The 15,208-nt window shown below is 55.4% G+C and carries 11 protein-coding genes; 7 read left to right on the top strand and 4 right to left on the bottom strand.

What is annotated here, in order from left to right:
- Window positions 1–7 precede the first annotated feature (7 nt).
- Together hlyD and cecR are read right to left on the bottom strand one after the other, a co-directional pair.
- Window positions 8–994 carry a secretion protein HlyD gene (gene hlyD, locus ACRDCA_RS05740; protein WP_438688669.1) on the bottom strand — a complete coding sequence of 329 codons (987 nt, stop codon included), beginning with the start codon at window positions 992–994 and terminating at the stop codon, window positions 8–10.
- Window positions 995–1,021: 27 nt separating this feature from the next.
- Complete coding sequence (gene cecR, locus ACRDCA_RS05745; protein ID WP_438688670.1) at window positions 1,022–1,720, bottom strand: transcriptional regulator CecR; 699 nt, start codon at window positions 1,718–1,720, stop codon at window positions 1,022–1,024.
- 323 nt (window positions 1,721–2,043) lie between these two features.
- On the opposite strand from cecR, the gene rhlE reads away from it, so the two are divergent.
- From rhlE to dusC, 4 genes are all read left to right on the top strand, one after another.
- Window positions 2,044–3,411, top strand: a complete 1,368-nt coding sequence (gene rhlE / locus ACRDCA_RS05750) for an ATP-dependent RNA helicase RhlE (protein ID WP_438688671.1) — start codon at window positions 2,044–2,046, stop codon at window positions 3,409–3,411.
- A gap of 73 nt (window positions 3,412–3,484) precedes the next feature.
- On the top strand, window positions 3,485–4,447 hold the full coding sequence (locus ACRDCA_RS05755) for a D-2-hydroxyacid dehydrogenase family protein (RefSeq protein WP_438688672.1): 963 nt from the start codon (window positions 3,485–3,487) through the stop codon (window positions 4,445–4,447).
- 128 nt (window positions 4,448–4,575) lie between these two features.
- Complete coding sequence (locus ACRDCA_RS05760; RefSeq protein ID WP_438688673.1) at window positions 4,576–5,664, top strand: hypothetical protein; 1,089 nt, start codon at window positions 4,576–4,578, stop codon at window positions 5,662–5,664.
- 123 nt (window positions 5,665–5,787) lie between these two features.
- Window positions 5,788–6,717: a tRNA dihydrouridine(16) synthase DusC gene (dusC, locus tag ACRDCA_RS05765; protein WP_438688674.1), complete on the top strand. Its 930-nt coding sequence runs from the start codon at window positions 5,788–5,790 to the stop codon at window positions 6,715–6,717.
- On the opposite strand, the gene ACRDCA_RS05770 is transcribed toward dusC, so the two are convergent.
- Entirely contained in the window at window positions 6,704–7,477 is a 774-nt protein-coding gene (locus tag ACRDCA_RS05770; RefSeq protein ID WP_438688675.1) for an arylamine N-acetyltransferase family protein, read from the bottom strand. The two genes, dusC and ACRDCA_RS05770, sit on opposite strands and share 14 nt — an antisense overlap.
- 937 nt (window positions 7,478–8,414) lie before the next feature.
- On the opposite strand from ACRDCA_RS05770, the gene ACRDCA_RS05775 reads away from it, so the two are divergent.
- The 3 genes from ACRDCA_RS05775 (at window position 8,415) to ACRDCA_RS05785 (ending at window position 13,533) form a co-directional block, all read left to right on the top strand.
- Entirely contained in the window at window positions 8,415–9,167 is a 753-nt protein-coding gene (locus tag ACRDCA_RS05775) for an SDR family NAD(P)-dependent oxidoreductase (RefSeq protein WP_438688676.1), read from the top strand.
- Between the two features lie 165 nt (window positions 9,168–9,332).
- Complete coding sequence (locus ACRDCA_RS05780; RefSeq protein WP_438688722.1) at window positions 9,333–10,421, top strand: efflux RND transporter periplasmic adaptor subunit; 1,089 nt, start codon at window positions 9,333–9,335, stop codon at window positions 10,419–10,421.
- A gap of 10 nt (window positions 10,422–10,431) precedes the next feature.
- Window positions 10,432–13,533 carry an efflux RND transporter permease subunit gene (locus tag ACRDCA_RS05785; RefSeq protein WP_438688677.1) on the top strand — a complete coding sequence of 1,034 codons (3,102 nt, stop codon included), beginning with the start codon at window positions 10,432–10,434 and terminating at the stop codon, window positions 13,531–13,533.
- A gap of 49 nt (window positions 13,534–13,582) precedes the next feature.
- Here ACRDCA_RS05785 and ansP read toward each other — a convergent pair whose 3' ends face one another.
- Window positions 13,583–15,049 carry an L-asparagine permease gene (gene ansP, locus ACRDCA_RS05790; RefSeq protein WP_438688678.1) on the bottom strand — a complete coding sequence of 489 codons (1,467 nt, stop codon included), beginning with the start codon at window positions 15,047–15,049 and terminating at the stop codon, window positions 13,583–13,585.
- Window positions 15,050–15,208 lie beyond the last annotated feature (159 nt).

A 15,208-nucleotide genomic window follows, 5' to 3' on the forward strand; every position in this document is an offset into this window, starting at 1 on the left:
CGGTTCCTTACTGCTGTGCGAAATGGACGGTAACCGGCATCCCTTGGCGCAAGGCATCGTCGGCATCGTTGACGATGATCCGCAAGCGGTAGACCAGATCGGTGCGCAGATCCGGCGTTTCTACGCTTTTGGGGGTGAACTCTGCGGTGGGCGAAACAAAGCCAATTTTGCCGTGGTAAGGCTTGCCAGGGCGGCTGTCGGTCTCGATCAAGACTTTGCTACCCGGCGTGGCCTTGCCCAGGCTAGCCTCGTTAATGTAGGCGCGCACCCACACCGGGCGCGTCAACGACAGGGTAAAGACCGTGCTGCCCGCGCTGAGCATGGTGCCCGGCTCCACGGCCCGTGTCATTACCGTGCCGACCGAAGGGGAGACCAGGGTGGTGTCATGCAGATCCAATTGGGCCTGTGCCAGTGCTGCTTCGGCCTGTGCCAGATTGGCGTTGGCCTGTTCGATTTCCTGCGGGCGATTACCGGATAGATATTGTGACAGTTTATCTTTCGAGGCCTGCAAATTGGCCTGTGCCTGATTACGTGCGGTACGGGCATCTTCCAGGGCATCGGCCGAGGTGGCCTTTCTCGCCCACAGACCCTGCTGGCGCTTTAAGAAACTGTCGGCATAGCTGAAGGCTGATTGCCGTTGGGCGACTTCCGAACGCACCTGGGCAATCTCTTCATTTCGGTAGCCAGCCTGCAATAAATCCAGTTTGGCTTTGGCGTTGGCTACGTTGGCCTGCGCCTGTAGTAATGCGTTCTGGTAGGGGGCATCGTCCAGTTTGCCCAGCAACTGCCCAGGTTGCACGCTGTCCCCTTCGTCTACCGCCAGCGTGGCCAACCGGCCATTAACCCGGAAGCCCAGATTGACCGTGCGGATATCGACATTGCCATACAGCGTCAGGGGCTTATCCTGCTGGCGTTGGTAATACCAGAAACCGTAGGCCGCAGCGGCAATCAGCACGATTGCGACACCCAGAATGGCAACTCTTTTCTTGTTCATAAAACTCCCAACTTGTAAGACGGAAAGTTATACGGCGTAACGCTGACGTAGCCCGTTGACCAGAATGTCGATATGTTCGGCCAGCACCTCGCTAATCTGCCGGGCTTCTTCTGCCGCTATCTGCTGCCAGCCAGCCTGGCGTAGCAGGGTTTCGCGGCCGACGCGGAATGCCAGCACCTCACCGATCAGCGCATGGGTATGCAAGACGATTTTGGTGGAGCGTTCATCGATGCCGGTATAGCCCGCGAGCAGGCGACAGAGTAAACGGTGCAGCGGGGCTATCACCTGTTGGTGGATCAGCGGGTAGGCATCGGTTGGCGAAAGCTGCTCGCGGGACATGATCTTGCTCAGGTTGAGCGTGTGGGGCTGGGTCATCAGTTCGCTGAAGGCCAGCAACCCACTTTTGAGATGGTACAGATAGCGTTCTGGTGGGCGTTGCTCGGTGGGCAGCAGGTAGAAATGTTCGATCTCTTCGCTGAGTGGGCGGAAGCTTTGCTGAATAAAATCGGCAATCCACTGCGCCACTGCCAGGTACAACCCCTCTTTCGAATTGAAATAATAGGTGATGGCGGCGATGTTCTGACCCGCTCGTTGGGCGATTTGCCGCGTGGTTGCGCCTGAAATACCGTATTCGCCGAACACTTCTATCGCGGCAGCAAGGAGCTGCTGGCGGGCTTGCTCACCGCGCGACAGGGGAATGACAGGTTGGTTTTCTGAAGCAGTCATTGGTTGACCTGAAAAGTTAATCAATCATATGATTAACTTTAGTCTGAGCAGTACAAAATGTAAACCACAGCCCAGAATATTATTGTTTGTCACTAGCGATATCGGAGAAATGTGCGGCGAACACGTAAAATTGTCTTTTCCGCTCGGATTTCTGCTACACTCTGGCGCTTGGTGCACTGCAGTTTGTGCCAATCCCTCGAGGTCATGCCGAGGATGTGCCGCAAAAAAGTGCGAGTGCCTCCTTATGCCCCGTCTGATCATCCTCCCGGAAACTGCACCGAACGTTTGTTTAGGTTAGGGGGGATCTGGAGTTTTTCTCTACTATGTCATTTGAAACCCTCGGCTTAAGTGCTGAAATTCTGCGCGCTGTTGAAGAACAGGGCTATCGCGAACCTACGCCAATTCAACGCCAGGCTATCCCGGTGGTATTGGCAGGCCGTGACCTGATGGCCAGCGCCCAGACCGGTACAGGTAAAACTGCCGGTTTTACCTTGCCGCTGTTACAGCTGCTGAGCAAACACGATCATCCAATCAAAGGCCGTCGTCCGGTACGTGCGTTGATCCTGACGCCAACCCGTGAACTGGCCGCACAGATCGGCGAAAACGTTGAGGCTTACAGCAAACACCTGCGCCTGCGTTCGCTGGTGGTGTTTGGTGGTGTGAGCATCAACCCGCAGATGATGAAACTGCGCGGCGGCGTCGACATTCTGGTGGCAACACCGGGTCGCCTGCTGGATCTGGAACATCAGCACGCGGTTGATCTGTCTAAAATTGAAATTCTGGTGCTGGACGAAGCCGACCGCATGCTGGATATGGGCTTTATCCATGATATCCGCCGCGTGCTGTCCAAGCTGCCTGCCAAGCGTCAGAACCTGCTGTTCTCTGCCACCTTCTCCGATGAGATCAAAGGCCTGGCCAGTAAACTGCTGACCAACCCGGCCTCGGTAGAAGTGGCTCGCCGCAACACCGCCTCCGAGCAGATTGAACAAAGCGTTCACTTTGTCGATAAGAAGCGCAAGCGTGAACTGCTTTCCCAGATGATCGGCGAAGGTGACTGGAAGCAGGTGCTGGTGTTTAACCGTACCAAGCACGGTGCCAACCATTTGGCCGAACAGCTGAATAAAGATGGCATCACCGCTGCTGCTATCCACGGTAACAAAAGTCAGGGCGCACGTACCCGTGCACTGGCAGATTTTAAAGACGGTAAAATCCGCGTGCTGGTGGCTACGGATATCGCTGCGCGTGGCCTGGATATCGACCAGTTGCCACACGTTGTGAACTACGAACTGCCAAACGTACCGGAAGACTACGTGCACCGTATTGGCCGTACTGGCCGTGCCGAACGTACCGGTGAGGCGATCTCACTGGTGTGTGTGGATGAACACAAACTGTTGCGGGATATCGAACGCCTGCTCAAACGTGAAATTCCACGTATTGCCCTGCCAGGCTATGAGCCGGATCCAAGCATCAAGGCTGAGCCGATCATCAATGGTCGTCAGGCTGGTGGTGGCCGTGGTGCTCCACGTGGCAACGGCGCTCCGCGTACCGGTAACGGTGGCGGCCAGCGTAGTGGCAATGGCGGCGGTCAGCGTGAAAATCGCGGCGGCGGCAGTGCTCGCCCACAGGGTGATGGCAAACCGCGTTCAGGTGCTCCATCGCGCCGTCCGCATAGCCGCAAACCGTCTGAGTGATCATGTCGAGTTGAGCTATACTAAACCGCCATTTGTTGGCGGTTTTTTTTCGCCTGTTTGCCAGGAGTTACCGATGAAATTGAAGTGTGCAATTCTTGATGATTACCAAGGTGTGGCGCTTTCGATGGCGGATTGGTCTGCCCTCGGCGAGCTGGTCGACGTCTTTTCCCTGCGTGAGCATATTGACGATGAGGATCAGTTGGTGAACCGCATCAGTGACTGTGAAATCGTGGTGATTATGCGGGAGCGCACGCCGTTCACTGCCGCATTGCTCTCCCGTTTGCCAAAACTGCAATTGCTGATCACCTCAGGCATGCGAAACGCTTCGATCGATCTGCCAGCGGCAACCCGGCAAGGTGTTACCGTGTGCGGTACCGCCAGTGGTTCTGCAGCGCCGATGGAACTGACCTGGGCGCTGATCCTGGGTTTGGCTAAACATCTGGTGGCCGAAAGTAGCGGATTGCGGGCCAACGGGCCTTGGCAGCAGCATGTCGGCATCACCTTGCATGGCAAAACCTTAGGTTTACTGGGATTAGGCAAGATCGGCGGCCAGATGGCGAAAGTGGCGCAGGCGTTTGGCATGAACGTGGTGGCCTGGAGCCAGAATCTGACGGCGGAAAGAGCACAAGAGTTCGGCGTGCAGCTTGCTGAGTCAAAACAGGTGTTGCTGGCAGTGAGCGACTTTGTTTCCGTTCATCTGGTGCTGAGCGATCGCAGCCGTGGGCTGATCGACCGTCAGGCGCTGGCACAGATGAAAAACAGCGCGTTTCTGATCAATACCTCACGTGCGGCGATTGTCGATCAGCAAGCGTTGGTGGAGGCGCTGCAATCCGGGCAGATCGCCGGTGCCGGGCTGGACGTGTTTGAAGTCGAACCGCTGCCTGCCGACCACCCACTGCGCCGCTTGCCCAATGTACTTGCGACCCCGCATGTGGGCTATGTGGCGGATGATAATTACCGCACCTATTTCCGGGAAGCGATTGCCGATATCCAGGCGTTTATGGCCGGTGAGCCGCTGCGCAAGTTAACGAGTTGAGTAATAAATAATGTCATTGCCTTCCCAAGTTCTAGGGACACACCTTAGAAGTCCTTGGTGGCGGTAATAGTTATCACCAAAATGGCCGTTGTCTCCCACCCAACCGAAGTGCAGTTAGGAGAAGTATTTTGAACATCAATTTAGATTTCCTAATCATACCGGCTTACAAGTTGTTATCCTTGGCTGGCTTGTTCACTGTTTCTGTGTGTGGTTCGATAGCGTCGGCGTCCACTGCACCCGACTACAGCGCTTATCATGCAGGTAGCTATCTCACGTACCTGCCAAACGTTGACGACACTGACCCCTCCCGTTTGGCCCATGTTCCAAAATTGCGGATTGCCTTCGGTGACGGCAGCGGCGGGCTGCATCCCATCGTCATGGATACTGGTTCAACCGGCATAGTTGTTTCTGCAAATCGGATCCCCCATTTCGATCAACTCCCCGCGACTCCGGGGCGTCTGACTTATAGCAGCTCGGGTCGGATCATGATTGGCGTTTGGGTTACCGTGCCCGTGACCATCGCTGGAGAAAATGGTGCCAGCGTTACGACCACGCCGATCCCCGTTTTGGCTGTAACGCGTATTGAATGCCTGCCTGATGCTCGCGAGTGTGAGCCAGATGACGCGCCTCGCGGTATCGCCATGATGGGAGTTGGGTTTGATCGGGAATCCGATGGGCAAGCTCAAAGCACACCGCGCAACAATCCTTTCCTGAATGTAACCAGCGAGCAGCCTATACGTCATGGTTATATCGTTACACGCAACGGTGTTCATATTGGACTCACTTTGGCTAACACCCAGCGTCAATTCAGTTACGTCAAACTCGCGCCGAACCCTAACGTAGAGCACGAATGGATGAGTGCCTCGGTCTGCATGACGATTAACCACAAACCGCCAGCGGCCTGCGGTATTTCGTTAGTCGATACCGGAGTGACCGCGATGTTTTTGACTCTGCCACCAGCCATGCTTGCAGGGGCAAAGACGCTTGCATCAGGTACTATCCTGAGTTTGAAATTTCCTGGCGTCGATAACGCAGCCAACGCAGCGCAATATGAATTGACCGTAGGTGGCGAAGCTACCCCACTCACACCGACGTCTATCCATCTCAACACCACGCGCCCGACTCCATTCGTCAATACAGGCGTGCATTTTTTAAATGGTTTTGATGTCCTTTATGACGCCGATGGCGGTTTTATTGCTTATCGGCCTGTCGAATAGAGAGTTCTGCCCTGGTGTTGCAGGGCAGTCCCAACAGCTTTTGCTAGCTCATTCGGCCATCTCATATTGCTGGCACCACTTTTCGCCCGTATCATTGCGCCCTCTTTGATAGCAGAGGTAGGCATGCGCGTATTATTGGCTCCAATGGAGGGGGTACTCGACTCTCTGGTGCGGGAATTGCTCACCGAGGTGAACGATTACGATCTCTGCATCACCGAATTCCTGCGGGTGATCGACCAACGGCTGCCGGCTAAATCCTTTTACCGCCTGTGCCCGGAGCTGCACCATGCCAGCAGAACGCCTTCCGGCACTCTGGTGCGGGTGCAACTGCTTGGCCAGTATCCTGAATGGCTGGCGGAAAACGCGGCTCAGGCGGTTGAACTTGGCTCTTACGGTGTCGATCTGAACTGCGGTTGCCCGTCCAAACATGTCAACGGTAGCGGCGGCGGAGCCACCTTGCTCAAAGATCCCGAACTGATTTATCAGGGGGCCAAAGCAATGCGCGCTGCGGTGCCGGCAGAGCTGCCGGTCACGGTAAAAGTGCGTCTGGGATGGGATTCGGATTCCCGCAGCTTTGAAATTGCCGATGCGGTACAGCAGGCGGGGGCAACCGAAATCACCATTCATGGCCGTACCAAAGAGGACGGCTATAAAGCCGATCGCATCAACTGGCAGGCGATCGGGGAAATCCGTCAGCGTTTAACCATTCCGGTGATCGCCAACGGGGAAATCTGGGACTGGCAAAGCGCGCAAGACTGCATGGCGGCAACGGGTTGCGATGCGGTGATGCTGGGGCGCGGCGCATTGAACATCCCCAACCTGAGCCGGGTGGTAAAATATAACGAACCGCGTATGCCTTGGCCGCAGGTGGTGCAACTGCTGCAAAAGTATGTGCACCTGGAAAAGCAGGGTGATACCGGTCTGTACCACGTTGCCCGCATCAAACAGTGGCTGAGCTACCTGCGCAAAGAGTATCAGGAAGCCACGGAGCTGTTTACCGAGATCCGCACGTTAAACAACTCCAGGGATATTGCGCGAGTCATTTGCCGCTAGGCTGTGGCAGCTCAATAGCAAAATAGTGCCGTAGCGCCTCTAGCCGTTCCTCTTCTGAATGCAGCGTTGATTCCTTACGATGATGGTCCTGGGTTACGATCAGCTTTAACTCGCTGAGGGTGATACGGCCATCCTCTATTGGGCGGGAGCACACCAGCTTTTGGGTAAAGTGTGACTGTGGTGAAGTGCTGTGATAGTGACACATGTCGTCAAACTCTTTTGGCTGACGGGGTTGCAAGGTAAAGCGATAAAGCGTCTTGGCGTGGGAAGCCCGATCGCCATTGCGCCGCTCCAGGTGATACCAGTCGCCGTGTTGTTCGAGATGAAAGGTGCCGCTGGCCTGGGGCTGTTGTTCGCTGGTGGTAATTTTCAGCGGCGCGAGGAAGGAATCGCCAAACCCGACATCGACCAGATATGGCTGATCCAAGGTGACCATCAGCGCCATATGGTCAAACGGCGGGCCAAAAGAGCCGTCTCTGGCGTGGACTTCCCCGGAGATAAACGTCACCTGAAAGCCAATCTGCTGCAACAGCAGGGCGAATATCCGGTTCAATTCATAGCAAAATCCGCCGCGATTATGATCGACGATTTTGCTGAGCAGCCCGGCCTCGCTGAGATCGATCCCCTGATGATAGATGATGCTCAAATTCTCAAAGGGGACCGCCAGCATGTGGCAGCGATGCAACTGTTGCAGGGTTGGCAGATCGGCCCGTAGCGAGCCTGAGAAGCCAATATGTTGTAGATAGCGCGTTATATCCACCAGAATTCTCGCTGAACGGGAAATTTTGCCTAAATTAGCGGGATTTTCGGCGGTGGGGAGAGCAATACGTGCGGTGTTAAAATTTGCTGGTGTAAAGCCGCTGGCGCTAAAACATCTCATCTTCTTGTTAACGGTCGTAGTTTCCTATGTTGCAAACGTGGAAATAAAAGAAAGCTAAATGCTACTCGATTTCACTTCGTTTAAAATTAGCCACTTAGAGAATAAAAGCATGTTGTTAAAAACAGTATTGACTTAGTTTGAAAACACCGTAGATTAGTATTCAGCAGCAGGAAATTGATAGTTGGCTGCTTAGCTAAATAACAGATTGAAAGGGTATCTTTAATAAGTTGTTTAGCGATATTGCGATAAAGGCCACGAAATTTGTTGTATGGGGAAGTTGCCGTTGAGTAGCCAGTCAGGACTCACTCGGCAATGTTCTAAGGCCACGTAGTCAGTTTCTACTATCGCAGGGTGTGAACGACAACGCGATGATGTAAGGCTCTGTTTTTTAAGTGTTAATGTTGCAATTTGTGAGGTTTTATCTGTAAGTGTGTTGCAACGAAAGTAAAGCCATGCGTCAAATAGTTTATATCGCGAGGGGGAATGTACCCGTTTAACTTGCTGTATCTCTGTAAATGAAGAGGTAAGTAAGTGAGCGTTTTGTAAATCAGCCAGTATAGGGGAGGTTGTAGTTAGCTGTTCAATACCCAATATTATCTGTGATAAACAAGTACATTTTTACGTAGTATCGAAAGTAGTACCAAGTTAGTAAGTCGATGAATGTTGAATTTTAAATTGATAGTAACCTAAAAGCCCTGGCAAATAATGTCAGGGCTTTTTTGTTTCGTCTTTTGCTCGGTTGGAGGATCACCACTGCCAGAAACTGTCATGATCAAGCCTTAGCCTTGACGTCTCACTCAAGCGAACAGGGGGCGTCATGCAAGATCTCATGGGTAAAGTTGCGTTGGTGACCGGTGCGTCAACCGGTATTGGTGAAGCCATTGCTCAAGAGTTGCTGGATCGTGGGGCGAAGGTGGCCATCACCGCCAGAAACCATGCAAGGCTGGCAGCTACGGCACAACGTATGGATCCGTCTGGCAAATCGGTATTACCGTTAACTATGGATGCCCGCGAACCTGAGTCGGTACGCAATGCGGTAGAGCAGACGCTGGCCTTCTACGGGCAGTTGCATCTGCTGGTCAACAATGCCGGTATTACCGGGCCACATGACGTGCCGCTGCATGAATACTCCATTGAAGATTGGCACGCGGTGATTGAAACCGATCTCAGCGGTACCTTTTATGGTATGAAGTACGGATTGCCCGCTATCGCGGCGGCAGGGGGGGGCGCGGTAGTGAATCTCTCTGCGGTCAATGGCATGGTCGGTATTGCAGGCATTGCCCCTTATACCGCGGCCAAGCATGGCATCATCGGTTTGACGCGGGCCGCTGCCCTGGAGTTTGCCAAACAAGGGATACGCATTAACGCCGTCGGGCCTGGCTATGTTGATACGCCTTCAATGGGCAAATTACCCGCCGTAGTACGGGAGAAAATGGCCGCTACCCATCCAATGGGGCGCATGGCTACGCGTGAAGAGGTGGCGAAAACGGTGGTTTTTTTACTTTCTGCAGACAGCAGTTTCACCACCGGGGCCTTTTACAGCATTGATGGCGGTTATACCGCGCAATAAACCACGGTTGTGCTCACTGGTAGCGGCGCCGCATGCTGCGCCCGTTAATCGTTAACAGCGCTCGCTCTGACTTTCTCTGGGTGAACTATAATTTTCATCAATTTAGCTGGTAACTAATTGATGAGTGGCTCTGTGCGTATGACTAAACCTTCGTTCTCCCGCTTTATGGCCTTGTGGCTGCTGGCTATTGCCGCTCCGATCGTTGCCGCGCCGCTGCCTGCGGTGACCGTGGCGCTGATTGAACAAAGCCAACCCGAACGTGCGTTGCACTATCTTGGCCGTATCGAGGCTATACAAACCGTGGAGGTGAAGACCCGTACCGAAGGGTTTATCGCCCAGCGGCCATTTACCGAAGGGCAGATGGTCAAGGCGGGAGATTTGCTGTACGAAATCGAGCCAGCCTTGCATCATTCTGCCGTAGCGCAGGCTCAGGCGCAGCTCGACAGTGCCACGGCCACGGCAAACCTGGCGCAGGTCAACCTGACGCGCTTGCAGCAGTTAGGTAACAACCGCGCGGTCAGCCGGGCGGATATCGATGCGGCGGCGGCTGAACGAGATAGCACCCGGGCGGCGGTAGCCCAGGCGCGGGCGATGCTTGACACTCAGCAGCTACAGCTCAGCTATACCCGTATCTATGCGCCGATTGCCGGTCGCATTGGTCACAGCCGTTTTCATGTGGGCAGCTTGGTCAACGCGGCAAGCGGCACGCTGGTTAACATTATTCAACTCGATCCGATCCGCGTGGCGATCTCCATCAATGAACGGGACTACATTACCGCCGCCTATCAGCGCCAGCATGGGGAGGGCAAGCTCGCCGCAGGGCAGTTTTCCGCCCGTCTTGAACTGGCTAACGGCAAGTCCTATCCAGAACCGGGCAGTTTTGAATCGGTAGATAACCAGATTGATGCCCACACCGGTACCGTCACGTTGCGCACCCGCTTTGCCAATCCTAATCATCTGCTACTGCCCGGGGGGGTGGTGAACGTGATCCTGACCGCCGAGCAACCGCAGACGGTCACGCTGGTGCCCATCGCCGCGCTTCAGCAAAACCAGCAAGGTCACTTTGTCTTGGTGGTTTCTCCGGAGAATATCGTTGAGGTTCGTGAGGTGAAACTGGGTGAACAGCACCAGCAATATTATCAGGTTAACACCGGGCTTAGCGCTGGCGAAAAGGTGATTATCGCCGGTGTGCAGCACGTCAGACCCGGTATGCAGGTAAACGCCATTCTCTCCAGCGCCAACGCGCAACCATAAGGGGACGCTGATGCTGCACTTCTTTATCCAGCGACCGAAATTTGCCATCGTGATTGCGCTGGTGATCACCCTGGTGGGAATAGTTTCCCTCAAGGTGATCCCGGTGGAACAGTATCCAGATATCACACCGCCGGTGGTTTCCGTCAGCGCGCTCTATCCTGGGGCCAGCGCCCGCGATGTGGCTCAGGCAGTGGCATCGCCAATCGAAGCGCAGGTCAACGGCGTCAGTAACATGTTGTATATGGAGTCGACCAGCGCCAACAACGGCGGTTACCAACTGAGCATCACCTTTGCCAGTGGTACCGATCCTGACATGGCCGCCGTGGAGGTGCAAAACCGTATTTCACAGGTGAGCGCCCAGCTACCGGCTGAGGTGAATAACAACGGGGTTTCGGTGCGTAAACGGGCCTCGAACCTGCTGCTCGGCGTCAGCGTGTTTTCTCCCAAAGGCAGTCGCGATACGCTGTTTCTGAGCAATTACACCAGCATCCAACTGCGTGACGCGCTGGCCCGTATCAGCGGCCTGGGGGATGTGCAGGTGTTTGGTGCCCGCGATTACAGCATGCGTGTCTGGCTCGATCCACAGCGTATGGAATCGCTCAATATCAGCGTGCAGGATATCGTCCAGGCATTGCAGCAACAGAACGTGCAGGCTGCCGCAGGTCAGATCGGTTCCGCGCCTTCGCCTTCAAGCCAGCAGCAAACTCTGACCATCAGCGGGCAGGGGCGGTTAACCGATCCGCAGGAGTTTGCCAGAGTGATCATCCGCAGCGGTGCCAATGGTGGCACCGTGCGGGTGGGCGACGTGGCAAGAGTGGATCTGGGGGCGCAAAACTACCAGGTCAATGCTTCGATGAACCAACAGGAATCGGCATTTTTGGTGGTTTACCCCACGCCGGGGGCCAATGCGCTGAATGTCGCCAATGCGGTGCGCCAGGAGATGGCACGTTTGTCGCAGTCCTTCCCCAGCGATATGAGCTATGACATCAAATATGACTCCACCCGCCCGGTAACGGCAACGTTGCATGAAATAGCCATCTCGCTGGCATTGACCTTGGCGGTGGTGCTGCTGGTGGTTTACCTGTTTTTGCAGAGCCTGCGGGCCACCTTTATTGTGGCGTTGACCATTCCGGTTTCGTTGCTCGGCACCTTTGCCGTGTTGTACGTTTTTGGCTATTCCGCCAACACCTTGAGCCTGTTCGCCATTATCCTGGCGCTGACCATCGTGGTGGATGACGCCATTGTGGTGGTAGAAAACGTCGAGCGCCTGCTGGCACAAGATCCCGCGCTTACCCCAGCCGATGCTACCCGCAAGGCAATTAGCCAGATTGCCGGGCCGATCGTGGCCACAACGCTGGTGCTGATGGCGGTATTTGTCCCCATTGCGGTGCTGCCGGGTATTACGGGCGAGCTGTATCGCCAGTTTGCCGTAACCCTGTCGGCGGCGGTTATCCTGTCGAGCATCAATGCGCTGACGCTGTCCCCGGCGCTGTGCGCCACGCTGATCCGGCGGCGTGAACTGGCGCAAACCGGCTTTTTTGGCGGCTTCAACCGGGGTATGGACCGGATGCGCGATGGCTATGTCCGTCTGGCCGCATTGGCCGGCAAGCGGGCGTTAACCACGGTGATTGCCCTGCTGGTTGTTGGTGTGGCGACCTGGTACGGCTATAGCCGCCTGCCAACCTCTTTTCTGCCGGAGGAGGATCAGGGCTACTTCTTCGTTAACGTCCAACTGCCGGATGGCGCTTCCCTTGAGCGAACTCAGGTGGTCATGGATCAGATGCATCAACAGGTAGCGCAAAATCCGGCGGTAGAGGACGTAATCAAAATTACCGGTTTCAGCCTGCTGAGCGGGGGTAACTCTCCCAATGCCGGTTTTGCCATCGTGATGCTGAAACCCTGGGGCCAACGTGAACATGTTGACCAGGTATTGGCCGATCTTCAGGGGCGGCTGGCGGCTATCCCTTCGGCGATGATCATGGTGGTGAATCCACCGGCAATCGCCGGGCTGGGCAACGCCGCCGGTTTTGATTTACGCCTGCTGGCGCTGGAAGGGCAAACGCCACAGCAGATGGCTCAGGTGGCCCAAGGGGTTATTTTTACCGCCAACCAACGGCCAGAGTTGAGCCGGGTCTTTACCACCTTCAGCGCCGTGGTGCCGGATATCGATCTGGCGGTCGATCGTGAACGTGCGGCGCTGTTGCAGGTGCCGGTCAGCCGGATCTTCAATACGTTACAAGTTTCGCTCGGTGGCCTGAACGTAGGGGATTTCTCGGTCAATAACCGCATGTTCCGGGTGCAGTTGCAAAATGAGATGGATTTCCGGCAACGCACCGAGCAAATAAACCGCCTGAACGTGCGTAGTGATACCGGCGCACTGGTGAGCCTGGCCAATCTGGTTCGACTCACCCCTTCCATCGGCGCACCTTTTATCAACCAGTTCAACCAGTTTCCGTCGGTTTCGGTGAACGGTTCTGCGGCCGAAGGGGTTAGCTCCGGGCAGGCGATGAAAACCATGGAGTCCTTGCTGGCCGAGCAACTGCCAAAGGGCTATGGCTACAGTTGGAGCGGCCTGTCCTGGCAGGAACAACAGACTGGTGACCAGGCGCTGCTGATCTATCTGGCGGCGCTGGTGTTCGCCTATCTGTTCCTGGTAGCTCAGTATGAAAGCTGGAGTATCCCGCTGGTGGTAATGCTCTCGGTGATTTTCGCGGTGGCGGGGGCGGTTGCCGGTTTACGCATGATGGGGTTTGCCAACGATGTTTATGTTCAAATCGGGCTGGTGTTGTTGATCGGTCTGGCCGCCAAAAATGCCATTCTGATCGTCGAATTCTCCAAGGCTCGGCGCGAAGAAGGTGCCAGCATTCGCGAAGCCGCGCAGGACGGCGCCCGGCAACGTTTTCGGGCGGTGATGATGACGGCCATCTCCTTTATTCTTGGTGTGATGCCTTTGGTATTTGCTACCGGGGCCGGGGCGATGAGCCGCCAGATTATCGGCATTACCGTGTTTGGCGGGATGCTGCTGGCGACGCTGGTCGGGATCTTCTTTATCCCTGCGCTATACCTGCATATTCAACGGTTGCGCGAGTGGGTTAAATCACGTTTCGCCTAGCCAGATCTACCCAGCGGGTGTGCCGGGTAGATCAGCCGGTGGCATCCGTTTAATGCCCGCTCTGCTGTTCGTGAGCCTGTTGTTCCAGTTTCACCTCTGCGGCACGCTTGCGCAGGCCAAACCAGCCAAGCAGCAGTAGCACCGCCAACACAGGGATAGTGGCAATAGTCCAGGTGCCGTTCGGGTAATCAAAGGCCATCATGATCACCACCGCTAACAGGAACAGCAGCGTCAGCCATGAGGTGAAGGGGGCTCCCGGCATCTTGAACGCCACCGGCTTGGCTTTCCCCGCCTTGATGGCCTTACGCAGTTGCATCTGGCAGACGATAATAAACGCCCACGAGCAGATAATGCCCAGCGAGGCGATATTCAGCACGATTTCGAACACCTGTGAAGGCACCAGATAATTCAGCACCACGCCAATTACGTAGATACCGCAGGTCACCAGAATACCGGCGTAGGGTACCTGCTGGCTGCTCATTTTAGCCATCAGCTTGGGGGCTGAGCCGCCCATGGAAAGTGAGCGCAGGATACGGCCAGTGGAGTACAGACCTGAGTTCAGGCTGGAGAGGGCCGCAGTCAGTACCACGATATTCATGATGGTACCGATGTAAGGCACGCCAAGCTTGGAGAAGAAGGTGACGAACGGACTTTGCCCGGCCTGATAGGCGTTCCACGGTAACAGCAGCACCAGCAATACCACCGAGCCGACATAGAACAGGCCGATACGCCAGATCACGCTGTTGATCGCTTTCGGCATCATTTTTTCCGGATCCTTGCACTCGCCGGCGGCGGTGCCGATCAGTTCGATACCGGCAAAGGCGAAGATCACCCCTTGCACCAATACCAGCGCAGGCAACAGGCCGTGTGGGAACAGGCCGCCGTTATCGGTGATCAGATGGATGCCGGTAGGATTGCCGGCTACCGGCGTACCGACACCAAGAAAGATGACCCCCACCACCAGGAACAGAGAGATGGCGGCGACCTTGATCAGTGCAAACCAGAACTCCATTTCGGCGAACCACTTCACGCCGATCATGTTCATGGTAGCCACAATGCCGAGCGCCCCCAGGGCAAACAGCCACTGTGGAACCTCGGCAAAGGTCCCCCAATAATGCATATACAGCGCCACGGCGGTGATATCGACAATGCCGGTCATCGCCCAATTGAGAAAGTACATCCAGCCCGCAACGTAGGAGGCCTTTTCCCCCAGAAATTCACGCGCATAGGAAACAAAGCTGCCGCTGGAAGGGCGGTGTAACACCAGTTCCCCCAAAGCGCGCAGGATAAAGAAAGAAAAGACGCCGCAAACCAGGTAGACCAGCGCCAGTGCCGGGCCAGCCATCTGTAAACGTGCCCCGGTACCCAGAAACAGACCGGTACCAATAGAGCCGCCAATGGCGATCATTTGTATCTGCCGTTTACCCATGCTTTTGTGGTAACCGGATTCGTGCGAATCCAACCAACGTTTTCTCGCCGCCTGCTTATCTGGTGCAGACGTTTTGTCTGAGTGCATTATTCGTCCCGTTTCCTGTCTGTTTGCATTGTGGGGATGACGTCATGGCATCATTCCGCTGTTAGCCGTAGCGTAAATAACGGCGAGGCATGCTACCCGTTCTGCACAATTGAGGCAAAAAAACTGCGGTTCAGAGGGATTGGTGTGAGAAAGACGAGG

It is taken from the genome of Serratia sp. (in: enterobacteria), assembly GCF_051654945.1.
Lineage (GTDB): Bacteria > Pseudomonadota > Gammaproteobacteria > Enterobacterales > Enterobacteriaceae > Chania.

Excerpts from the sequence above, each read along its gene's own strand:
- hlyD (WP_438688669.1), bottom strand. The coding sequence starts at position 994 with ATGAACAAGAAAAGAGTTGCCATTCTGGGTGTCGCAATCGTGCTGATT.
- cecR (WP_438688670.1), bottom strand. The coding sequence starts at position 1,720 with ATGACTGCTTCAGAAAACCAACCTGTCATTCCCCTGTCGCGCGGTGAG.
- rhlE (WP_438688671.1), top strand. The coding sequence starts at position 2,044 with ATGTCATTTGAAACCCTCGGCTTAAGTGCTGAAATTCTGCGCGCTGTT.
- ACRDCA_RS05755 (WP_438688672.1), top strand. The coding sequence starts at position 3,485 with ATGAAATTGAAGTGTGCAATTCTTGATGATTACCAAGGTGTGGCGCTT.
- dusC (WP_438688674.1), top strand. The coding sequence starts at position 5,788 with ATGCGCGTATTATTGGCTCCAATGGAGGGGGTACTCGACTCTCTGGTG.
- ACRDCA_RS05775 (WP_438688676.1), top strand. The coding sequence starts at position 8,415 with ATGCAAGATCTCATGGGTAAAGTTGCGTTGGTGACCGGTGCGTCAACC.
- ACRDCA_RS05780 (WP_438688722.1), top strand. The coding sequence starts at position 9,333 with ATGGCCTTGTGGCTGCTGGCTATTGCCGCTCCGATCGTTGCCGCGCCG.
- ACRDCA_RS05785 (WP_438688677.1), top strand. The coding sequence starts at position 10,432 with ATGCTGCACTTCTTTATCCAGCGACCGAAATTTGCCATCGTGATTGCG.
- ansP (WP_438688678.1), bottom strand. The coding sequence starts at position 15,049 with ATGCACTCAGACAAAACGTCTGCACCAGATAAGCAGGCGGCGAGAAAA.